Here is a 21781-nt window from a genome sequence, read left to right on the forward strand (position 1 = left end):
GTGAATCGTTTTGCATTAAAGGAGATGGTGCTTGACGCAAACTGAGGTGAATGATTGAAGGATGATTTAAACATTTAAACTTGGAGGGATGTTTATGAGCGAGAGAAAATGGCTGGCGGCCGGACTGGTAGCACTATCGGCTCTGACGTTGGCTGCGTGCGGTAATAGTAAGAGTAGCAATTCGGGAGCTTCTAAACCTAAGGTATCACTTCCGGCCACTTACAGCGGGTCGGGTAAAGCGACCTCGGCTGGCAACAATAGTACGTTAAAAGTCGCTGAAGTAAATGATGCACCATTTGCCGGGATTTCTTCCCCAACATTGCAGACTAACGCCGAAGACGCGGATGTCTTTTCTCCTGGTGGAGGCAGTACGCTTTTTAACGTTACGAAGAATTATAAAATTGTTGATGGTGGATTGGCTAATTTAAGGTTAAACAGAAAAGCTAAAACGGCAACCATTACTTTAAGAAAAAATGCCAAATGGTCGAACGGTATGAAAGTCACTGCTAAAGATATTGAATACCCGTATGAAATGATTGGCAATAAGCATACGGATTCACAACAATATTCGTCAGATTACGCAGCAATTAAAGGAATGGCAGCTTATCACGCCGGTAAGGCCAAGACAATTTCAGGCATTACATATCCCGATGGTCAAAAGGGACGAACGGCGGTCATTCATTATACCAAGATGTCACCCTCAATGCAGTACCTTGGTAGTTCGTTTATTTGGTCAACGGTTGAGCCTTACGAATATTATGGTAAGACGCCAATTTCGAAGCTGGCGGCTTCGCCTAAAGTTCGTAAGAAACCGATCTTTACTGGCGCTTACAAGCTGGATAAGATTGTTCAAGGAGAATCAACCAGTTGGTCACCGAACAAGTATTATTTGGGCAAGAAACCACAAATCAAACACATCACTATTCAAGTGGTTTCCATGAATAACATTGTCGCAGCCTTTAAGTCTAAAAAGTACGACTTTGCCGCTGGTCAACAAAATGCTTCTTTACCGTCTAGTCAGTATCCTAAGGTAAAGGCCTTGAAAGATTATACTGAAGTTGGTGGGCCCGCAATGAACTATTCTTACTTTGGCTTTAATCTTGGAAAGATGAACACCAAGACAGGGTTAAACGAAATGAACCCGCATGCTAAAATGGCTAATAAGAATTTACGTAAAGCGATGATGTATGCCACTAATGTTGATGCAGTTACTAAGAAATTCGGAGGTGGCCTGAGTTGGCGAGCTAATACGCTAATTCCGCCACTCTTTAAGAACGTTTATGATTCTAAAGCTGCTGGTTTCCCTTACAACATGAAGAAGGCTAAGTCACTATTGAATAAGGCTGGTTATAAGAAGCATGGTAAGTGGCGAACTGATCCAAATGGTAAAAAACTTACCATTCATTTTGGTGTTATGCAGAGTTCTTCAGCTGCAGAGGCCAGTTATCAATATTATGTTCAACAATGGCATAAATTAGGGTTAAATGTTCAGTTCACTACTGGTAAACCAATGGAAATGAATAGTTTCTACTCAATTATTCAAAAGCCTCAACAAAATAAAATTGATGTTTGGCTAGGTGCTTGGAGTACAAGCTCTGAGCCGACACCAACCCAGATTTATGGAGCTGATGCCCCCTACAACTATGGGCACTTTGCTACTAAAAAGAATACGCAATTGCTTAATAGTTTGAATAACAATAAAGCTTGGAACGCTAAATATCGAGCTCAACAGTTTAAGAAATGGCAACGTTACATGAATAGTCAAGCGGGCTATGCGCCGGAACAATTCGGAACTTCATGGACGCCGGTTAACAGCCGTGTCAAAGGCTATAGCGTAACACCTCAAGGTTCAAACGAATTCTGGAGTAACTTGTCATTAACCGCTGCAAACCCCAAATAGTATTGATTAGCAAATGAAACGGCAAGAACACCACTCAAACGGGTGGCGTTTTTGTTTTGAGCAACTAAATTCGGTGTAAAATAAATGACAACTAAAGTAATTGAAAGAAGGCATTTATTTGGCAAATGAAAAGAATGCTGCTTGTGCTTGGCATCCCCGCACCAGCAGCGACTCGTTATTTGAAAAGAAGTTTACGACAGGTGAACTACCAGTCGAGGCTAACCGATATCATTTGGTGTGGGGTCGCTTCTGTCCCTGGGCAACACCGGTAGCAATTCTAATTGATTTAGTCGGCTTAAACAAGGTGATTTCTAAAACGGCCATCTACAATTTGCGCCATGCCGGCATTGACGACGATTGGTTCTTTGGTGCGTTAGATGATGACCAAGATCCGGTCTTAAAAACAACCCGCTTGTCTGAAAATTATCGAAAAACGGATCCTCAATTTAAAGCCCGACCGACTATCCCGGCTTTAATTGACCTTAAAACTGGCAAAGTTGTCAATAATTCTTCTGATGAATTGATGAATGAGCTCTCAACAGCTTGGCAATCTGAGTTCGCGGTTGACGTACTCGACATTTTTCCTAATGATCAGAGTGAGGCCATTTTAGAATTGAATCAAATGATTGTCGGCGATTTAACATCAATTCCTGGAAAGCTCGCTGATGTGACGTCACAGACGGAGTATGAAAAACTGGCTCAACAATACTTTGATCGATTAGATTGGCTGGAAGAACGCTTGGGTGATAATCGGTTCTTATTAGGCGATCGATTAACCCAACCGGATATCCGGTTATTTGTTGATTTGGTGAGATTTGATGTTGTTTTCTATTTCAAAGATAAGTTAAACAAACAGCGATTGGATGATTATCCGAACCTATGGCGTTACGCACGGGAATGCTACCAAATCCCGGCATTTCGTCAGAGTACAGATTTTCAAGCGATCAAGGAACACTTCTTTAAAGTCAGCGATGAGCCAGTCGAATCCTTTGATCGAATCATGCCAGTGGGTCCAGATGAAAGTCGTTGGTCAAGCTTCTGAAACTTAATGATGGGCCCAAAGTTTGCGAATTAATTGTTCGCCTAAAAATAACAGTCGATTTTCCTGATTAACAGAATTCACATGATGGTTGCCTTTTAAGGTGTCGGTAATTTGCCGACGTCGCAAGGCAACCATATTTTTTGGTAAATGATCGATAGAAAAAAAGGCAATTCGTCTGGTTTCCGGTCCTTTGGGAATCCATTGATTTGTAAAATCTGTTATGTCAAACACATATTGTTGGTCATCGTGTAAAAGCCGAAGATAGGTTCCTACAAGATAATACTGGGTTACTAGTAATCCAGTTTCTTCGTAAACTTCACGTTTGAGGCAAGCTTCAAGAGATTCGTGAGGTTTTTGAGTACCACCCGGAAGATCCCATAGTGGGAAATCACGTCGTTTAACTAGCAAAATTTGTCGGTTGGCATTTTGGATAACCCCAAAAGCGCCATGAGTCGTCAAGTCTGATTCCTCCTCTTTATTGTTTCCAGCGTTAGATATTATTATCGATAAACAGTTTGTGAATCGCAAATACTCGTTTTTTTATGATGTGAAAAATGAAGCAATCATTTTAATTTCATTATTTCTGCATAAAAAATTCATACTTTCTTCACATCAACGGTATAGCTTAATAATTAATTCATCGCAAATTCGATGTCTAGTAATTATGGCACTTTTGATTTATCAACGTTTTTGGCAAGTAGATTGCAGTTTGCGATTTGTTATTATGATAAACCAGTGTATAATTTGACACAAATTTTGGAATAGGGGTATTGAGATTATGATTGAATTTAGTCATTTAAGAAAAGTATATCCATCAACTGAAGCCCTCAGGGATCTTTCATTAACGATTCCCAACGGCAAAATTTTCGGCTTTCTGGGGCACAATGGGGCTGGTAAATCAACCACCCTAAAGAGCTTGGTGAGCATTATTGAGCCGACTTCCGGGTCAATTAAGGTGGACGGGTACGATTTAGCTGAACACCGACTGGCTATTAAGAAAAAAATCGGCTACGTACCGGACTCGCCAGACATGTTTTTGGAATTGACGGCGAATGATTATTGGGACCTGATTGCTTCAGCCTACGAAATTCCCAAGCAGCTTCGAACGCAACGCCAAGATAATCTTTCACGATTATTTGATATGGCTGATCACGTTGATGAGACAATTGGCAGTTTTTCACATGGAATGCGTCAAAAGGTCATTATTATTGGCGCGTTATTACCGGATCCAGATATTTGGGTATTGGACGAGCCGATGACCGGCCTGGATCCGCAAGCTATTTATGATTTAAAATCACTAATGCGCTCCCACGCTGAAAAGGGTAAAACTGTGATCTTCTCAACTCACGTTTTAGCCACTGCTCAGGAATTATGTGACGAAGTGGCCATTTTGCGAAAAGGCTTATTGATTTACAATGGGTCAGTTAAACAGTTGTTGAGTACGATGCCGAATGCAACGTTGGAAACCATTTATCTGAAAATGGCTGGTCGTCAGGGTGACAATCAGATGATTCATCAGTTGGAGGAGGATGAGCACGATGCTTAATCGACAGTTAATGCAGCTGATTAAAATTAACATTCTGTACGTAAATCCCCAACAAACCCGTAAGCAGCGTGAGAACGGTAAAACTGGTGCAGCGCTATATCGGTCACTGATTCAGCAATACGTGCTGTTAGGCGCCTTGTTTGCGGTTATTTATGGCGGCCTATTATTGACGTCCAATCTGGTTAAGGATGTTGGTGCTTTTACGAACGTTGTCGGTTTATTCACGATTATCGGGTTATCTCAAAGTGTGACCACAATTGACAATGTCTTTTTTGAAAGTAAAGATTTGAAGGATTATCTACCATTGCCGTTAAGTCGCTGGGCAGTTTATATGGCGAAATTTTCAGTTGTGGGGTTGATAATTTTACCTACAGCACTTCCAATTTGGATGATGTTTGTGGTTACCGGCATTCAAACTGGACGTTTTATTGGTGTCGGCATCACGGTTGGGACGTTATTATTTGTACTTTATTACGTCTTCTTGTTTCTATTTTGTTCAATTGCCATTTTTAGTTTCGCCCAAACCGGAATTTACCGACGTCACCAAAAATTGATGACTTTTCTAATGACTGGGATCACGATGGTGGCGATGGTCATTGCTGTACTAGTGATGAATCAAACTAGTGATAGCAATGCCAGCGGTTTTAAGCCTCTTCCGTTATTCGACCGTCTACACCAAGTGGTTGTTCAACCAACCAGTATGGGGAGTTTAATGACTGTCGCGGTTCTGGTAATAGCCAGTGTTGTCATGGGGCTGTTGCTTCAAAAATGGCTGTTGCCAAGGGTCATGAGCGGCCTTAATTCGCAAACCGGAACTGCCAAACGCAAACATCGTCGCGGGCAAGGGATGAATCGGCAATTTATTCGGTATAATGTCGGCCTGCTTGGCAATCCAACATTATTAACCCAATCGTTGTCGATGACCATTTTTCCCGTGGCTGTGTATGCAGTAGCTATTTTCGTGCAACAGGGCTTATCACTCTCTAGTCTTTCGATTCAGTATGCGGGTGTGATGTTTTTGACAGGGATGGTTGTGGCGGTTGTCACAGTTAATCAGGGGTCACTATCGAGTGTCATGATTTCTTTGGATCGGCAAAATCTAGCGTTTATTAAGTCGTTGCCAATTGATTTTAAAGATTACCTATGGTTGAAGTTTAAGATCGTAGTCGCTATTCAATCCATTGTGTTACTGATTCTGGCCGTTGGTTTTGGGATCTTCGCCAAACTCATGTGGGTTAACATTTTAACACTGGGGTTGGGGACCATTCTGGGTAACTTTTTGAGCAGTATGTATAACTACACACGAGACTGGCGGCTACTTGATCTGACATGGACTAACGCCACTCAACTATTTAACCGTGGTGGTGGGAATTTCCTGATCGGGTTGGTAATTGTCGGGTTTATGATTGCTGGTGCCATCTTAGTCGGCCTCTATGCTTATCTGGTGACCCAATTTCCGCCAATGATTATTAATGCCAGTGTTTTCATGCTTATTGTAATTGCAACAACCTATATGGTTTGGCATTACTTGGATTATTGGAAAAAAGTTGACTTGAACCTTTAAATCAAGGTGAAGTGGACGTTGACTCAGTGCCATCCGACCGATATTAAGATAGGTCGTGTAGGACACTGGCTGATATCAAAGAAATTTATTGAAAAAATATTTGGAGGTTAAAACTTGTTTTGGTTAAAGTAACACCATTTATAATTTTAGGACTTTTTGTGGACGGTCTGCTGAATATTCCAAACGACCGAGCAAGTGCCAAGACGACGCCAAAGGTTGTTCGACTAAAGAAAATCCCAAGCGCCTTTTTTGGCACTTGGCACTATTATGACCGTTTTCGCCATCGATTCGTGACTTTAAAATTGGCTTCCCATAGTTTTCGAGAAGGAAAGGGTCAGGCAACTGGTAAACATCTGATCGTTCAAAGGATGACGATTGATGGTCATAACCAATATGCTTTCTTCAGTAAACGAAAACAGGATGACTGCTCGGCTTTTGCGCTGTATCATCTTGGTAAGGTTTTGGTTAATGGTCGCTACCATCACGCCATCTTACTTGATGGGCAGGAAGCTTTTCTGCCAGTTAAGACACGTGCACGGGTGACAATCCCCAAAGTCTATCGATATTGAAAAATGGACCTTCAAAGGGGCAGGATAGTAACTATCTGGTAGAGGCCCCCCTTTAAACTGGTATCAGCGGAACACGCCTACCATGAAGGTGAAGGTGATCGATCATTAAATTATTGGCGTCAAGTGCATGAAGATTTTTTCGCCAAGCGTATGTAGAACAGGGAAAGTCGTTTTCCAATCAGATTCCCTGCGTTTGTGAAGTATTCAAAGTAGTTAGTTAATGATCATTGCATTTCTATTGGTTGCTAATAGCGATTTTGCCAATCATGTGGCCAGTTTCAACCGCTTGATGGGCTTGCTTTAGGGTTGCCAAGCTAATTGGATGTAACGTTTTTGTGACGGTTGGGTGAATAATCCCTTGATCCAATAAATTGGCAACTTTATCGAGAATTTCATGCTGGGTGATCATATCATTGGTATGATAATAGGATTTGGAATACATCCATTCCCAGTGAAATGACGCACACTTTTTGGTCAGTTGTTGCAAGTCAATTCCGCGCTTATTTTCGGTAATCGCACAGATCTTGCCGGCGGGTTTGATCAATTCAGCAATTTCGTGCCAATGACCATCCAGATCGTTCAGGTTTAAGATGTAGTCAACGTAGTGGTAACCAAGTTTGCGAACTTCGGTTACCAGATTGCGATGGTGATTGACTGTTTGGTCGGCGCCGTTTTGCTTAACCCATTTAACCGTCTCGGGGCGCGAAGCACTGGCAATCACGTTCAACCCGGCCATGTGGGCTAACTGAGTTGCAATTGAGCCGACCCCGCCGGATCCGTTAATGATTAGTAACGTTTGTTTGGCATTCTCCTTGGGCTGTTCAGGATCAATGTGAAGGCGTTCAAATAATGCTTCCCAGGCAGTCAAACTGGTTAGTGGCATCCCGCCAATTTGAGCAGCTGTCAGTTTCTTCGGTGCGTGGCCTACAAGTCGTTCGTCAACTAGTTGGTAGTCACTATCGCTACCGGCACGAATAAATGAACCGGCATAAAAGACTTTGTCACCTACGTCGAATAGCGATACGTCACTGCCAACGTCAGTAACCTCGCCATACGCGTCCCAACCGATGACTTTTGGCTGTTTTAAAGTTCCCTGCCCATGCCCACGAACTTGGACATCAACGGGATTAACCGAAGTCGCGATGATTTTGACTAATAAGTCATGGCCGGTTGGTTTCGGCATTTCGAGTTGAAAAGTTTGAAAACTATCTGGATTTGAAATAGGTAGATGTTGTGTAAAACCGATGGCATTAATTTTAGTCATAAAATAAGCCCCTTTCTGGTTAACTTTAGTGTAAACCACTAAAAATTAGGTACAAGAAGGGAATTAAATTTCACTAAGTTACAAATTTTTCCAAAATTCAGCTTCTGGTTTGAATCCCGAAGACCTGCGAATTATGATGGAAGTGTTGATACTTGTAGGACAGGGAGGAATTGAATTGAAACGAAAAATTTATAATTGCCAAGCGGGATGTCCCGTTGAGAGTACGTTGCAAATTATTGCCGGAAAATGGAAAAGTGTGATTATTTACCATTTGTTGGATGGCACCAAACGTTTCAACGACCTGCAAAAAGAAATAACAGATTGTTCCAGAAGAATGTTGGCTTTGCAACTAAAAGAACTCTTAGCGGATGGCGTGATTTCAAAAGAGGTATATCCAACGGTGCCGGTAAAAACGACTTATTCATTGACTGAATTTGGCCGGACACTGGAGCCGGTCGTTTCCGCAATGGAACAGTGGGGAAATATGTATAATCAGCTGCAAAGTAGTTCAAGTTCAGTTAAAAAAACATCATCTAATGTTTAACTTGAATTTAGCGGCACTGACTAATTTTGGTCAGTGCCGTTTTTTGAACAATTAATTCTGGGTTATTTAAAGGCAGACGGCTATAATATAGGTTAACCATTAAACGGAGTGGAGGATACTTGTCATGATCAAATATAAATACGATGTGCAGTGCCTAATTGATGGACATGATTTGGATGAAGATGCAATTGATGCATATATTAAAACCCATTTTGAAGGAGATAGCTTAATTGCGGTTGGTGATCAGTCACTGATTAAAATTCATTTTCACACAAATAAGCCATGGGAGATTTTAGAGTACTGCGCGTCACTCGGGGAAATTTTTGATATCGTGGTTGAAGACATGGATCGCCAAGCTCGTGGGTTGAAAGGTTAAAATAGTCACTTACCAGGTAGAAAGGATTTTTACATGATAAAAGATGTTTTGTTGGTGATCGATGTTCAAAATGGCTTGTCTCAGGCAGTTGGCTTTAATAAAGTGGCGTCAAAGATCAATCAGCGAATTGATGCGTACCGCCAGGCTGGCCGCCCAATTGTTTTTATGCAGAATATTGATGATGAGCTGAGTTATGGCACTACCGCCAGCCAATTGGTTGCTGAACTTCATCGGCAGCATTCTGATCGGGTACTCCTTAAGTATCACTCAGATTCGTTTTTTGAAACCGGGTTGGCCGATTATTTAAGACATCAAAAACTGACTTCGATTGAAGTTTGTGGTTTGCAAACAGAATATTGCATTGACACTGCCATTCGAGTGGGTCATGATTTAGGTTTCCATATGGCGATCACACATGGTCTGCATACGACCTTTGATGCCGAGATTTCGACTCAACAAATGCTCATCCACCATGAGCATATCTGGGCCGGTTCGTTTGCTGAAGTAATGAATTAAGTGTGTTAAAGCTAGTCTAGCTAAGCGTTTTGAGTTTATTAAAAAATCAGTTTTTCACTGAATCAAGTCATAGGCTTCCCAAGTCAATTAGCTGCACCTTTAGTGCTAAAATGAGGGTGAGATTTTTGAAATGGGGGGGATGCTATATGAAACGATTGATTCAGCGGGGACTGATTCTTTTAGTTGGGGTAGGTTTACTGGTAGTCGCGACATCAAAAACGACTTTTGCCAACGCGATTAGCGATATCTTTAGTAATATGACCACGGCACAAAAGTTAATGCCAAGTGAACTAAAGGCTAATTCAGCTGTTGATTTCGATATTGTGCTGAAGCCGAGAAACTTGTCAGGACTTTATCAACAGGCGCTGGCCGTTAATAACCCAGTGAAGCCGGAATTTAAGCAGTATCTAACAGCGACTGGCATTCGTGACCAATACGGGCAACCAACATCTGTAACGGATGAGTGGACGCAATTTTTAAAGCACTATCAATTGAAAACATCGACTTACCATAATGGGCTGATCCTTAATGTCAGCGGCAAGGCCAAGAATGCAAACCGTCTTTTTAAAGTCAATCTAAATCAGGCACTCTATCATGCCAATCCACTACAATTCGGAAACCGCAAACCAAGTATTCCTGCCCGCTTGGCAAAAACGGTTTGGACGACTTTAGGGGTTACTGATCACAATTCGAGATACTTCTATCCAGAATCTAAAATTAACTTTTTTGGGTCGACTATGCCGATTAATTATGCGAAGAATTTTGGCGATACAAGCCGATTTGCCAACCATTACAAGGTTACGCCGTTGTATCAACGGGGACTAACCGGAAAAGGTCAAACGATCGGAATTATTGCCTTTGGCGGTATAAATTGGCAGGATGTTTCCCATTTTTGGAAACATGAAAAGGTTAACGCCAACAAGAGTCGTTACACGGTTAAACGAGTTAACAGCGGTTTATTTGATCCGTCATTAGTTGATGAGGGTGAGGAGGAAGCGGAAATGGATGTTGAATACGCCGGTTCGGTAGCGCCGGAAGCCAATATCCGACTGTATCGGGTGAAAAGCTCGGTACCGACCTTCATGAATTTTGTGAATGCTTACGCAACCGCTTATGATGAAAACCAGGCTGGCTCGCTTTCCAGCAGCTGGGGATTGGGTACTGATCACTATCTTCAGTTACTCAAACAACGTCGGGTCCTTTCACCAAAATATTTACAAGTTATGAATTTGATTTTTGCTCAAGGGGCCCTGGAAGGAATTTCAAACTTTGTTGCGTCCGGTGATAATGGTGGGCCAACTTACACGGTAAGTGGTCTTTCAGGATCTAAAGTATTATTGGATCGAACCGTTAACGATGCCGATCCTTATTCAACCAGCCCTTGGATTACTTCAATCGGGGGAACGACACTGCCGTTTTCGAAAAAGTACCAACCAGCTGATAATGTTTTAGGAGTTATCCAAGTTAACAAAGAACGAAGCTGGGGCACTGATTACTATTGGCCGATTTTGCAAAACAATTCGAACTTCTTTGCCAAGATGCCGGAGTTTTTACCGGAAATTGGTGAAGGTAGCGGTGGCGGCTTTGCCCATATGTACAATACGCCCGATTATCAACAGGGAGTGCCGGGAATCAACACCTTCTCTGCCCGACAGTACTTGTCACAGTTAAATCAGCCTAGCTTTAATCCGGCATTGGTCACCGGGACTGACAGTGGTCGGAATTATCCGGATGTGTCAGCCAATGCCGATGCTAATACTGGGTATCTAATTTATACCGGTGCTACGTGGCGGGTTGGCGGTGGTACCAGCATTGTGACACCACAATTTGCGGCAGTTACTGCTTTGATTAATAGCCAAACTGGCCGACCGAGAATGGGCTTTTGGAATCCTCAACTCTATCGCTTAGCCGTCCAATCCGACACACCATTCACGCCATTGAATGATACTGAGGATAATTCTAACTTGTACTATACCGGTCAGCCAAATACTGACTATAACCAGGCCAGTGGGTTGGGAATTGTCAACTTCGAAAAATTAATGCAAACTTATCGATAACCGAAAATAAGTGACTGCCAGGAATTATTCAAGTGGTCACTTTTTTATTTAGTTGAGATTAATCCAAATTCAAGCTGAACAATTCGCTAATAACTGGTATGATGTAACTAAATATATCCAAAGAATTTGATCGGATATGTTTTCTCAAAAACGATAGATTGCGGAGGGATGCTTATGAAAATTTCAGTTCAAGGCAATTTAAAGACTAATCCGGTAGTGGGTAGCTACGCGGAAGTTGAGAAGAAAATTATCGCAGAGTTGGATAAGCTGCAAGTAAGGGATGGCAAAAAGCCACTTTCCAAGATTTCAGAAGAAGTGGTGATTGAACCATATCGTGATGGCTTTTATCCATACCATGCGATGTTATCCGAAGCAGCCAAGATGTTTGATCTATCTCCGGAAATCCAAAAGGATGCAACCGTCAGCGCTGACTAATCAGCGTTGGAATAGTGTTTTGAGAAAGTTAACTGAGCTTAAAATTAAAATTTGGTTAAAGGGTTAATATCTGATGATATAGGTATTAACCCTTAATTTTTGAAAATTCATTTACTTTTAATTTTTCTTCTGATAAGATAAAACCAATTTATGAAAAGGGGATCAAACGAAATGAAAAACACTAACTCAGCTTTACAATTAAACAGCTTAATTTCTCGCATTGTGATTATTATTCATACTGCGGGCTAATTAGAGTGCCCGCAAGCTTGCGGGCAGGGTTGGTGCAATTCGCCAAGAACTGTCAAAACGGTTCTTGGCGTTTTTTAGTTCCCGGAAAGAAGATGGTTGATGAAATTGATTGAAAACGTTGTTTGGTAATGAGTGGATAGATTCTTTGGAATCGATAAAATTTTGAGGAGAGTGAATTTTTTTATGGAAGATACGCCTACGACAGTGGTTGATTCCAGACAGGAGTCAGCCGAAACATTACAAAGAGACCCGGTCAGAACCGTTATTTTAGCATCAATGATCGGGACGGCAATTGAATTTTTTGATTTTTATGCTTATGGTACCGCAGCAGCTACATACTTCCCGAAAGTCTTTTTCCCGAAGGTTACTCCAGCGATTGCCCTTATTTTAAGTCTTTTGACATTTGGAGTTGCCTTTATTGCAAGACCACTGGGTTCACTGATTTTTGGTCATTTTGGTGATAAGCTGGGTAGAAAGAAAACACTGGTTGTATCACTTTTGACAATGGGAACAGCAACTGTTGTCATTGGGGTATTGCCAAGTTATGCAACATTAGGCCTTTTGTCCGTCTTATTGCTGTGCCTGGCCCGCTTTATTCAAGGAATCGGCCTTGGCGGTGAGTGGTCCGGTGCCGTTTTGGTGGCAACTGAAAACGCCCCGGCTAACCGACGGGCACTATATGGTGCCTTTCCAGAACTAGGCGCACCAATCGGCTTCTTCTTAAGTAATGGTCTTTACTTCGTTTTGGAGTCAACTTTAAAACCGGCTCAAATGCAGGCTTTTGGTTGGCGAATTCCGTTTCTGGCATCTGCCGTTCTGGTGGTTATCGGGTTGGTTGTCCGTGAAAAGATGCAGGAAACACCGTTGTTCCGTTTGGCAATGGATAAGTCCAAAGTTCAAAAGGCACCCTTGGCCCAAGTCTTCAAACATAATTGGGCTCAAATCCTCAAAGGCACCTTCATCATGGGAGTTGCCTATACCTTCTTCTACTTATTGACGACTTGGTCATTGAGTTACGTTACCACGGCAATGAGCTTTAATAACCGTGAATGGCTCTTGCTCCTAATGCTTGGTGTGGTTTTGTTTGGGGTCATGATCGTGGTGGCCTCGTTATTTGCCGATCGACTTGGCCGAAAAGGTGTCTTGGTAACTGGTACCTTGATGATTATCGCTTTTGCCCTGGCCTTTCCATTCTTCTTCCAGGGTCAGCATAACCTTGCCGGTGGGTTATTCTTCATCTTTGTCGGTTTCTTTATCTATGGCATTATTTATGGCCCAGTTGGTGCATTACTGCCAGAACTGTTCCCAACTAGTACCCGTTATTCGGGTTCTGGCATTGCCTACAATTTAGCAGCGATCATCGGGGCAGCTTTTGCACCGACCATCGCCTCCTTCTTGGTTGATCGGTGGGGCATCCACTCGGTTGGTTTCTACTTGGCATTGATGGCCTTTGTTTCACTGGTTGCGCTCTTAACAACTAAAGAAACCAAGAGTATTGATTATACAAAATAATCGACTAAATTAACCTACTTATAATATAGAAGAAAAATCCGATTTGGGACTTTGCCAAGTCGGGTTTTTGTCTGTCAAAAATAGGGTATAATATAGATTAAGTGTCATCATATTTTTGTCGAAAGGAACCAAATGATGTTTGTTTTCAAGCAATTTGAGTTAAATCAGCATCAAGTCAGTCTGTTGCTTCCTGAAAAAAATCAGGCAGCAGCTCTTTTTGAAGCTGTCCAAGCAGACCGGAAAGAGTTAAGAAAGTGGATGCCCTGGGTAGACGATACCAAGAGTGAACGTGCGGAAGCCAAGTTCATTAAATATATTCAGGGTCAGATGGTCAATGGTAAAGTTTTCATGTTGACCATTGTGGTTGATCAAGTACCAGTGGGGATGATTGACTTTCATAACATTGATCGAGCGAACCGGCATGCTGAAGTTGGCTATTGGCTGAGTAGTCAGGCTCAGGGACAGGGTGTGATGACTCGGTCACTTGAAGCCATAATAGACTACGGCTTTAAAACACTCGGGTTGCATAAAATTTTGATTCAAGTTGATACTGAAAATACCAAAAGTTCGGCGATCCCTCAGCGGCTTGGCTTCTCTCGTGAGGCAGTCTTTAAGGAGCAGATTTATTTTCACGGTCAATTCCGTGATTTTGAAGAATTTGGTCTGGTCAACCCGGTGGACCGCCACTGATGTTGCTGATTTTGGCATCCTAATGTTTTTGGCACGTTGATTTTTAAATTAAGGTGCCATCAATTGCTAAAATGCGGTACAATATCATTTTAGACATTCGACTAGAAAGAGTGTTTTCTTTGAATAAAAAAATTATGTCCGGTTCATTCTGGCTGTCATTTGGAAGCATCTTTTCACGCGTTCTTGGTGTGGTTTACTTAATTCCATGGCTGGCAATGATGGGCAGCGCTGCCCACCAGAATGCGGCACAAGCATTATTTAATACATCTTATACACCCTATGCACTATTTATCTCACTTGGCACGGCCGGCTTTCCTTCAGCGATTGCTCGCCGGGTGGCCTTTTATAATGGTGAAAATAAATTTCTAAACTCAAAACGGTTAGCCAAAGTGGGCATGGGGCTAATGATGCTGTCTGGCGTGATTTGCGGAATCTTACTCTATGCCCTGGCGCCACTGCTTTCTAAAAATAGTCCGGTGGTGTCGCCGGAAATTTCGACAACCGCTATTCGCTTTTTGGTACCGGCAATTGTGATTTTGCCGTCGATGAGCGCGGCACGCGGCTGGTTTCAGGGCAATCAGGATTTAAAACCGTATGGTGTGTCACAACTCTGGGAGCAATTTGTCCGGGTCATTTTTATCCTGGTTACTACTTACATGACAATCTTTATCTTTCATAAAACGTTTGTCCATGCAGTTTATTTAAGTGTCATGGCAGCTTTGGTTGGGGCCCTTGCCAGCTATCTTTACTTAGCTTTTTACTACCGCAAACAACGAAATGTTTATCAACAAAAGGCTGAAAAAAGTTTGCCGTATGATCTTGAGGGGCTGGGGCGAACTTTTAAAATGATTGCTTACGAATCAATCCCGTTTGTGGTGGTTGGTTCCGGCATCACCTTAACTCAGTTTGTGGATCAGCTGGTCTTCAAGCAGGTGATGGAAAATGTTCTTCATAAAACAGCGTTGTATACCCAAAATATTTTCACGATGTTCTCAGCTAACCCAACTAAGATTACGACGGTGGTCATTTCGTTGGCACTAGCCGTTGCAGAAACCACGTTACCGATTTTGGCAAGCAGCCGGGCAGCTGGTAAGCATAATATTGGTGATCTGGTTCTTCAAAACCTGAACATGCTACTATTTGCGTTGGGCCCGATTGTGACGCTGTTAGCTGCCTTGTCGTTTGAAACAAATGGGGTCTTCTTCCCATTTAGCTTCCTGGGTGGTCACTATCTTTTCTGGAACATCATTCAGAGCTTGATTCTGGGGATGGCAATTAATGGGCTAACGTTGCTTCAGGCGTTGCATTATAGTAAAAAAGCGATGTTCTATTTAATTATTGGCTTGATCGTCAAGTTGGTTTTGCAGGTGCCATTAGTTACTTGGCTGCAAGGTTTCGGTGCTATTTTGGCTACAGCAATCGCCTTTGGCCTGGTTTGCCTGATGAGTTTGGGTGAGATTCGCAAGGAGTTTGGGGTCAGGTTATCGAAGCTGACGCTGAATATCGTGGTCAACATTGCTTTTGCGGTGATCGTTGCGCTAGCTATTACCGGTCTTCACCGGAGTTTCTTGCCGGTGACTAAAATTTCGGCGTTTATGTTTGCCGCCGTGTTTGGTTTGGTGGCCTTGTTAATCTATCTGGCGTTGGCCAATGCGACTGGTTTATCCAAGCGGATCTTTGAAAAGAAGATCGGTTATCGCTATCTTAGATATAAGCATTTTGAATGAAAAAATTTTCAGCACCAAAAATAAAAAGGCTGTCCTGTGTAACGTTAATAGTTACAGGATGGTCTTTTATTTTTCCGGTGATTATCATCACTCTTGAGGTTTCTAGTTTGTTAAAAGAGTTTCACTGGGAAGGATCTCCCCCCCTGTATGCAGTAGCTGACCGTCTCTTTTCTATTGATTACACGAAATTTTTTGTTATATAAATTGATTCCCGAATTAATTGAATTAATCTTTGATTTTGAAGGCATATTAATTGATAAATTTTCACCAAGTGATACTGTGAACATGAAGAGATCATATGAGGAATTTTATAATTCTATGCAAATTTTATGATTTCTCCGTGTTAGAAATTTGGAGTCTAGGCGTAATGACGGAGAGGTAAGACCATGAAAATCAAGGATGGGGTAACATCTTCCATTATTAAATCGGAAGTATCAGGAACTGAATTGACATACTATGGTTCCTGCTGCTGCACGACTACTTGCTGCTAATTTTGTAAAGGCAGAGAAATTCTTGATTTCTCTGCCCTTTTTGAAAGGAAAAAGCATGAAGACAATTATTTATGGGTTGATTTCAGGATTATTTATGGGAGCCACTTTAGAAATTCTGTTACCTTCTAAATTGATAATGACTTATTTGGAATTAATGGGGATTCTTTTATGAGCCTTTTAACAGTACTTTTTTTATAGGTGTTATTCTTCCTGTAGAAATTGAGCTTTGTACTGGCAAGGCTATAAGAATGCAGAAGTATGTACTAAACATTCTAAGAGAAAAAAATTCGATTTTTTCTTTCCCACTATTAGAGGAACTTCATTTTCGTTGGCTTATTTATTACACAGGTTTAGAAATCCACCAGAATTTTATGACATTTATTGTAATTTCTTCTTTGGCCTTTTCTTTTAGTCATCTGCCTTATCTTGGTTTTAAAAGAGGTACAATTAAAGTTTTTCAAGGCATTCTAATGTCGATATTGTTCCTTAAATATGGCGTAATTTTAACAATATTGTGTCACATGGCTTTTAATATATTTGTGTATTTCTATGTGCAGAACAGAAAGGAAAATTACTATGAAAATTGATATAGATAACGTAAGCAAAGCTGGGCGTATTGATAAAGTCGATTTAAGTGTAAATTCGGGTGATCGAATTGCTTTAATAGGACCAAACGGTTCTGGGAAATCTACTTTATTACAAATTATAATGGGAATAATATCTCCAGATAATGGAAAAGTTAGCACTAGTAAAGTGAATTTTGGTGCAGTATTCCAAAATAATATTTTAGATGAAACATTAAGTATTATACAAAATTTAAGGTTTAGAATTTTAAAAAGATCGAAATTAGAAGATGCGAAGGAGATGCTTAATCAATTTCAAATAAAAGATTTAAAACAATTATATGGTTCTCTATCCGGGGGGCAGAAAAGGATTGTTAATTTTGTTAGAATAGCGGTATCTCAACCTAATGTATTGTTATTAGACGAATTGTCAGCGGGGATGGATGTAGATATAAAAGAGGAAGCGTGGACGCAAATTCACAATTTGTTAGACACTGATAGTAGCTCTGCAATGATCTATACTACGCATGATTTGGGAGAATTGATATATGCAAATAAGGTTTTGTTTATTCAAAAAGGGCAAAAAAAATACTTTGGTTCTATGAAAAAATTTATTGGCCAAATGCCGCGATATAAGTTAATAATCTATAAGGACAGTGATAGGGAACTGGAAAAAGAGAATACAATTTTAAAGACAAAATTTTTTGATGATTCTAATGATGTTATTACTTATCTGAATAATATTATTCCTAGGGAAAGAGATTTTGAAGTTAAACATACTTCTTTTGATGATCTTTTTATGAATGCTGAGGCGATCTATAATGAAAATTAAGTTTATTCGGAGAACACTTGCGATATACCGACGAGATAAAGTAGCAATTTTCTTCTCGTTCCTGGCTCTTTTAATTACTTTATTTATTTATGTTTTTTTCTTGAGGGATAATATTTTGCAAACTATGCCCAAGGGTATCCATGCAAAGCAATTTGTGGATTTATGGATGATTGCAGGTCTGATTTCAATTGTTGGGATATCAGCTTCTCTTGCCCCATTTGAACAAAGAATAAAGGATAGTCAAGATAATAAACAATATGATTTTATTGTGAATGGTCAGATGTCTAAGCTTTCCATGTCCGTATCATATTTAATAGCAGCTGTAATTGAAGCATCCGTCTCAACTTTAGCATTTGTTGTCATTGCATATGCCTATTTAGGTGTCGGAGATAGCTCTTTGTTAACTCTCAATATGTTTATACAAATAGTGGGGTATGCATTACTTTTAGTTGTTTTTGGTTGTTTATTTTTCGCTTGTATTACTAATCTAGTAAATTCCATTTCTGTTTTTTCATCATTATCAGCAATTGTTGGTGCGTTGACTGGCTTTTTCTCTGGTTCCTATATAATATTTGGTGAGCTCCCAAGTTTTATGAAAAAGTTGGTGGTCGAATGGCCAGGGTATAAAATTGCTGGAGTTATTAGAAGTATTATGGTCAAAAATGTTACAATTCCTGCTGCTTATAAGCCCAAGCTATTCAAAAGTTTAGGAATTTTTAGAATTAATGGGAATGTTATAAAGCTGCTAATTGTTTGGCTAGTTATTTTGGTTGCGTTATTAATTCTTGAATCAATTGTAGATCGCAAAAGATAGTTTTCTATAAAAATTAGTATAAAATAATAAACAGATATAAAAGTTCTGATAAAATGATGTGTATGATTTTTTGTTGAGGGATTTAGACTAATTGTTATTAGATAACACATAGCGATAAGTAAAATGATTAAGCATTACTTATCTATAAATTTAAATCTACTACTCGCAGTTTCCTAATTTGGTGAACTTTGATTAAGACTCCAAAACGTCATGGTATATTGTGGCATTAAATAATAGATTAACATGATAAAACTCAGTAGGTATTATGAGGAGTAGATAAGTTTAATTGTGTGAGGTTAAATCAGTCTATCTATTATTTAAGCTATTAATTAAACGTATCTGTCAAAATAATTCTCACCACCCGATGGACAATGCCGAAGGATGGTGAGAATTTTATTTATGGAGTGATCTTTCACTGAAATAGTTTTGCTAATTGTAAACTAATGGTATCTATGGACACTGCTAATATATGTCTACCTGCTTTGCTATGTTGTAATGTTATTTAACAGATACCTGTTTCCCAGAATCGACCGCTTGACGAATCTGTTTGGTGAACTGTTCAATTGCCTCTGGAGCATGTTGTTTTTCTTTAGCAACAATATCGACGATTGCACTACCAATAATGACACCATCGGCGATTTGGGCCATCTTTTGAGCTTGATCGGGTGTGTGAACGCCAAACCCAATCGCTGTTGGCACATCGGTTGCCTGTTTGATGTGGGCTACTAAGTCTTTTAAGCCGTTGAAGAAGGCATCTCGTTCACCGGTAATCCCCATTGAAGAGACCACGTAAATAAAACCGGTGGCGCTTTTGGCAATCTTATCGATGCGATGGCCGGATGTAGGCGTAATCAGTGGAATAATATCAACGCCATACTTATTGGCGATCGGAACAATTTCATCGCGACTCTCATAGGGGAGATCCGGAATGACCAGACCGGAAACTCCTAAGTCGGCGCAACGCTTTAAAAAGGCGTCGTAGCCGTATTTAAAGACGATGTTTAAGTAAGTTAAAAAGACCATTGGCACCTGAGTCTTTTCTCGGGTAGCCGCCACGATTTCAAATACTGTTTTGGTTCTGACCTTGGCATCGAAAGCACGTAGATCAGCTGCTTGGATGACTGGCCCATCGGCGACCGGATCAGAAAAGGGAATCCCTAATTCAACGATGTCGGCACCACCGTTGGCCAGAGCGACGATATTTGCGACTGTGATGTCAAAATCCGGATCATCTGCGACGACAAATGGAATAAATGCTTTATGATTTTTGAAAACTTCACTTAACTTACTCATCAATGTTGACTCCTTTGTATTTGGCAATACTTGCGACATCCTTGTCCCCACGGCCGGAAAGGGTGCAGACGATGATTTGATCCTTGGCCATCTTTGGGGCGATTTTTTCAACATAAGCAACGGCATGACAACTTTCAATGGCGGCAACGATGCCTTCCTCTCGAGCAATATATTCGAAAGCTTGGACCGCTTCATCATCGGTAATGCCAACGTATTGAGCCCGGCCTTCCTGGGCAAGAGCAGCGTGCTCCGGACCAACTCCCGGATAATCCAAACCGGCCGAGATGGAATAAACCGGATCGATTTGGCCGTCATCATTTTGCATAAATAATGATTTCATGCCATGAAAAATCCCAACGGTCCCTCGTTCAATCGTGGCAGCGGTCCGATCGGTGTCAACGCCTTTGCCGGCTGCTTCAACGCCGACCAGCTTGACATCGGGATCATCAATGTAGTCCGCAAAGCTGCCAATGGCGTTACTACCGCCGCCAACACAGGCAACGACCATGTCGGGAAGCCGACCTTCTTTGACTTGGAGTTGCTGTTTGGATTCTTTGGAAATCACGCTTTGAAAATGCTTAACGATAGCCGGAAATGGTGCCGGTCCAACGGCGGATCCCATCACATAGAAGGTGTCCTCACTACGACTGGCCCATTCCTGAAGGGTAGCGTTAACGGCATCTTTTAAGACCATTGAGCCGTTGGTAACCGGGTGAACCTTGGCACCCAATAACTCCATTCGATAAACATTCAACTTCTGCCGATCGGTATCTTCTTTACCCATAAAAATCTCACAATCCATGCCCATTAAAGCAGCGATGGTTGCGGTGGCAACACCGTGCTGGCCGGCACCGGTTTCAGCAATCAGTCGTTTTTTGCCTAAATGTTTAGCCAAGAGCACTTGGCCAATCACGTTATTGATTTTGTGGGCGCCGGTATGGTTTAAGTCCTCACGTTTTAAGTAAATTTTGGCACCACCGAGGTCCTCGGTCATGTTTTTAGCATAGTACAGTAAAGATGGTCGGTTGGCGTAGTTGATCAGCAAGTCATTTAATTCGGCTTTAAATTTGGGATCATCTTTTAAGTCGTTAAAAGCTTTGGTTACTTTTTCAAGCTCGGTCATTAAAGTTTCGGGGATGTATTGGCCACCGAAATCTTGGCCGTAACGGCCGCTTCGTTGTTTTTCCTGAGTTGCGTCATTTAATGTTTTCATAGTAAACTTCCTCTTTTGCGTTTTTGACAAACTGATTAATCTTTTGAGCATCTTTATGGCCGTTGGTTTCGACGCCGCTGGAAACGTCCACGATATCTGGCCGAACAATTTGAATTGCTCGACTGACGTTTTGCGGGGTCAGGCCACCAGCAAGAATTAATGATCGGTTAAGGTGGGGAATCCTGGTTAAATCAAGCAGTTGGCCGCTGCCCTTACCACTGTCGACCATCAGATAGTCGGCTGGGGAGGTTGTGTCAACGGTTTGGCGTTCAAAAACCTGAATCACGCCAAGTCCGGCCTGCTTGAGTTGGCTAATTTCAGTCGGCGTACTCTTACCATGCAGCTGGGCAATGTCGATGGCGCCGGCATGATAAATGGCTAGCATTTCATCTACGGACTCGTTAACGAAGACGCCCACAGTCTTAATTTCCGGCTTTAATAACTCTTTTAATGCCAATGCCTTTTCTAATGAAACTTGGTGTCGGCTAGGCGCAAAGACAAAACCGGCAAAGTCGGCATCGACTTGGTTAACAGCGAAGATGTCTTCTGGGCGCATCAGACCGCAGATTTTAACTAAAACCATT

General features: G+C 41.3%; 21 protein-coding genes and 1 pseudogene. 17 read left to right on the plus strand and 5 right to left on the minus strand.

Annotated elements, in window-relative coordinates; all coding sequences use genetic code 11:
- Nucleotides 1–94 precede the first annotated feature (94 nt).
- Both ED605_RS07410 and ED605_RS07415 read left to right on the plus strand, forming a co-directional pair.
- Nucleotides 95–1900 carry an oligopeptide ABC transporter substrate-binding protein gene (locus ED605_RS07410; protein WP_121978250.1) on the plus strand — a complete coding sequence of 602 codons (1806 nt, stop codon included), beginning with the start codon at nt 95–97 and terminating at the stop codon, nt 1898–1900.
- 118 nt (nt 1901–2018) lie between these two features.
- The gene (locus ED605_RS07415) at nt 2019–2942 is read left to right on the plus strand and encodes a glutathione S-transferase C-terminal domain-containing protein (protein ID WP_121978251.1); all 924 of its coding nucleotides are present in this window, start codon (nt 2019–2021) and stop codon (nt 2940–2942) included.
- A 3-nt stretch (nt 2943–2945) separates the two neighbouring features.
- Here ED605_RS07415 and ED605_RS07420 read toward each other — a convergent pair whose 3' ends face one another.
- Entirely contained in the window at nt 2946–3401 is a 456-nt protein-coding gene (locus ED605_RS07420) for an NUDIX domain-containing protein (protein WP_162919767.1), read from the minus strand.
- 319 nt (nt 3402–3720) lie between these two features.
- Here ED605_RS07420 and ED605_RS07425 point away from each other — a divergent pair, with 319 nt between their 5' ends.
- The 4 genes and pseudogenes from ED605_RS07425 to ED605_RS14755 all read left to right on the plus strand — a co-directional run.
- Complete coding sequence (locus ED605_RS07425; RefSeq protein WP_121978253.1) at nt 3721–4488, plus strand: ABC transporter ATP-binding protein; 768 nt, start codon at nt 3721–3723, stop codon at nt 4486–4488.
- Complete coding sequence (locus tag ED605_RS07430) at nt 4481–6052, plus strand: ABC-2 family transporter permease (RefSeq protein ID WP_121978254.1); 1572 nt, start codon at nt 4481–4483, stop codon at nt 6050–6052. Before ED605_RS07425 ends, ED605_RS07430 begins: the two co-directional genes overlap by 8 nt.
- A 119-nt stretch (nt 6053–6171) precedes the next feature.
- Nucleotides 6172–6621 carry a hypothetical protein gene (locus ED605_RS07435; RefSeq protein WP_225419080.1) on the plus strand — a complete coding sequence of 150 codons (450 nt, stop codon included), beginning with the start codon at nt 6172–6174 and terminating at the stop codon, nt 6619–6621.
- 48 nt (nt 6622–6669) lie between these two features.
- Nucleotides 6670–6842: pseudogene (locus ED605_RS14755) on the plus strand (ASCH domain-containing protein); the annotation flags it as partial.
- Between the two features lie 14 nt (nt 6843–6856).
- On the opposite strand, the gene ED605_RS07445 reads toward ED605_RS14755, so the two are convergent.
- Nucleotides 6857–7876: a zinc-binding alcohol dehydrogenase family protein gene (locus ED605_RS07445; RefSeq protein ID WP_121978335.1), complete on the minus strand. Its 1020-nt coding sequence runs from the start codon at nt 7874–7876 to the stop codon at nt 6857–6859.
- A gap of 184 nt (nt 7877–8060) precedes the next feature.
- Between ED605_RS07445 and ED605_RS07450 the strand changes: the two genes are divergently transcribed.
- From ED605_RS07450 to ED605_RS07505, 11 genes are all read left to right on the plus strand, one after another.
- A complete protein-coding gene (locus tag ED605_RS07450; protein ID WP_121978255.1) occupies nt 8061–8429 on the plus strand; it encodes a winged helix-turn-helix transcriptional regulator in 369 nt (122 codons plus the stop codon).
- A 124-nt stretch (nt 8430–8553) separates the two neighbouring features.
- Nucleotides 8554–8805, plus strand: coding sequence for a fatty acid kinase subunit FakA-related protein (locus ED605_RS07455; RefSeq protein ID WP_121978256.1), 252 nt, complete (start codon nt 8554–8556; stop codon nt 8803–8805).
- Between the two features lie 33 nt (nt 8806–8838).
- Nucleotides 8839–9321, plus strand: a complete 483-nt coding sequence (locus ED605_RS07460; RefSeq protein WP_121978257.1) for an isochorismatase family protein — start codon at nt 8839–8841, stop codon at nt 9319–9321.
- Between the two features lie 146 nt (nt 9322–9467).
- The gene (locus tag ED605_RS07465; RefSeq protein ID WP_121978258.1) at nt 9468–11378 is read left to right on the plus strand and encodes a S53 family peptidase; all 1911 of its coding nucleotides are present in this window, start codon (nt 9468–9470) and stop codon (nt 11376–11378) included.
- Between the two features lie 174 nt (nt 11379–11552).
- Complete coding sequence (locus ED605_RS07470; RefSeq protein WP_121978259.1) at nt 11553–11813, plus strand: hypothetical protein; 261 nt, start codon at nt 11553–11555, stop codon at nt 11811–11813.
- Between the two features lie 432 nt (nt 11814–12245).
- Nucleotides 12246–13574, plus strand: coding sequence for an MFS transporter (locus ED605_RS07475; protein ID WP_121978260.1), 1329 nt, complete (start codon nt 12246–12248; stop codon nt 13572–13574).
- A 132-nt stretch (nt 13575–13706) separates the two neighbouring features.
- Nucleotides 13707–14264, plus strand: a complete 558-nt coding sequence (locus ED605_RS07480) for a GNAT family N-acetyltransferase (protein WP_225419082.1) — start codon at nt 13707–13709, stop codon at nt 14262–14264.
- Nucleotides 14265–14398: 134 nt separating this feature from the next.
- Nucleotides 14399–15991: a putative polysaccharide biosynthesis protein gene (locus tag ED605_RS07485; RefSeq protein ID WP_191981357.1), complete on the plus strand. Its 1593-nt coding sequence runs from the start codon at nt 14399–14401 to the stop codon at nt 15989–15991.
- Nucleotides 15992–16730: 739 nt separating this feature from the next.
- Nucleotides 16731–17069 (plus strand): CPBP family glutamic-type intramembrane protease, encoded by a 339-nt coding sequence (locus ED605_RS14980; RefSeq protein ID WP_121978263.1) that lies wholly within the window; start codon nt 16731–16733, stop codon nt 17067–17069.
- Complete coding sequence (locus tag ED605_RS07500; RefSeq protein WP_162919768.1) at nt 17059–17877, plus strand: ATP-binding cassette domain-containing protein; 819 nt, start codon at nt 17059–17061, stop codon at nt 17875–17877. The genes ED605_RS14980 and ED605_RS07500 overlap by 11 nt, the downstream gene beginning before the upstream one ends.
- Nucleotides 17867–18691, plus strand: coding sequence for a hypothetical protein (locus ED605_RS07505; protein WP_121978265.1), 825 nt, complete (start codon nt 17867–17869; stop codon nt 18689–18691). Before ED605_RS07500 ends, ED605_RS07505 begins: the two co-directional genes overlap by 11 nt.
- 498 nt (nt 18692–19189) lie before the next feature.
- Here the strand turns inward: ED605_RS07505 and trpA are convergent, their stop codons facing one another.
- Genes trpA through ED605_RS07520 form a run of 3 tightly spaced genes read right to left on the minus strand, consistent with a single transcriptional unit; the run spans nt 19190 to nt 21780 of the window.
- Nucleotides 19190–19984: a tryptophan synthase subunit alpha gene (gene trpA, locus ED605_RS07510; RefSeq protein ID WP_121978266.1), complete on the minus strand. Its 795-nt coding sequence runs from the start codon at nt 19982–19984 to the stop codon at nt 19190–19192.
- The gene (trpB, locus tag ED605_RS07515; RefSeq protein ID WP_121978267.1) at nt 19977–21197 is read right to left on the minus strand and encodes a tryptophan synthase subunit beta; all 1221 of its coding nucleotides are present in this window, start codon (nt 21195–21197) and stop codon (nt 19977–19979) included. Before trpB ends, trpA begins: the two co-directional genes overlap by 8 nt.
- Entirely contained in the window at nt 21181–21780 is a 600-nt protein-coding gene (locus tag ED605_RS07520; protein WP_121978268.1) for a phosphoribosylanthranilate isomerase, read from the minus strand. Before ED605_RS07520 ends, trpB begins: the two co-directional genes overlap by 17 nt.
- Between the last annotated feature and the right edge of the window lies 1 nt (nt 21781).

The sequence above is a fragment of the Lentilactobacillus raoultii genome (assembly GCF_900411375.1).
Lineage (GTDB): Bacteria > Bacillota > Bacilli > Lactobacillales > Lactobacillaceae > Lentilactobacillus > Lentilactobacillus raoultii.

Coding starts and splice junctions, on each gene's coding strand:
- ED605_RS07410 (WP_121978250.1), top strand. CDS start 95: ATGAGCGAGAGAAAATGGCTGGCGGCCGGACTGGTAGCACTATCGGCT.
- ED605_RS07500 (WP_162919768.1), top strand. CDS start 17,059: ATGAAAATTGATATAGATAACGTAAGCAAAGCTGGGCGTATTGATAAA.
- ED605_RS07475 (WP_121978260.1), top strand. CDS start 12,246: ATGGAAGATACGCCTACGACAGTGGTTGATTCCAGACAGGAGTCAGCC.
- trpA (WP_121978266.1), bottom strand. CDS start 19,984: ATGAGTAAGTTAAGTGAAGTTTTCAAAAATCATAAAGCATTTATTCCA.
- ED605_RS07425 (WP_121978253.1), top strand. CDS start 3,721: ATGATTGAATTTAGTCATTTAAGAAAAGTATATCCATCAACTGAAGCC.
- ED605_RS14980 (WP_121978263.1), top strand. CDS start 16,731: ATGCAGAAGTATGTACTAAACATTCTAAGAGAAAAAAATTCGATTTTT.
- ED605_RS07460 (WP_121978257.1), top strand. CDS start 8,839: ATGATAAAAGATGTTTTGTTGGTGATCGATGTTCAAAATGGCTTGTCT.
- ED605_RS07485 (WP_191981357.1), top strand. CDS start 14,399: ATGTCCGGTTCATTCTGGCTGTCATTTGGAAGCATCTTTTCACGCGTT.
- ED605_RS07430 (WP_121978254.1), top strand. CDS start 4,481: ATGCTTAATCGACAGTTAATGCAGCTGATTAAAATTAACATTCTGTAC.
- ED605_RS07520 (WP_121978268.1), bottom strand. CDS start 21,780: ATGGTTTTAGTTAAAATCTGCGGTCTGATGCGCCCAGAAGACATCTTC.
- ED605_RS07465 (WP_121978258.1), top strand. CDS start 9,468: ATGAAACGATTGATTCAGCGGGGACTGATTCTTTTAGTTGGGGTAGGT.
- ED605_RS07480 (WP_225419082.1), top strand. CDS start 13,707: ATGATGTTTGTTTTCAAGCAATTTGAGTTAAATCAGCATCAAGTCAGT.
- trpB (WP_121978267.1), bottom strand. CDS start 21,197: ATGAAAACATTAAATGACGCAACTCAGGAAAAACAACGAAGCGGCCGT.
- ED605_RS07455 (WP_121978256.1), top strand. CDS start 8,554: ATGATCAAATATAAATACGATGTGCAGTGCCTAATTGATGGACATGAT.
- ED605_RS07470 (WP_121978259.1), top strand. CDS start 11,553: ATGAAAATTTCAGTTCAAGGCAATTTAAAGACTAATCCGGTAGTGGGT.
- ED605_RS07505 (WP_121978265.1), top strand. CDS start 17,867: ATGAAAATTAAGTTTATTCGGAGAACACTTGCGATATACCGACGAGAT.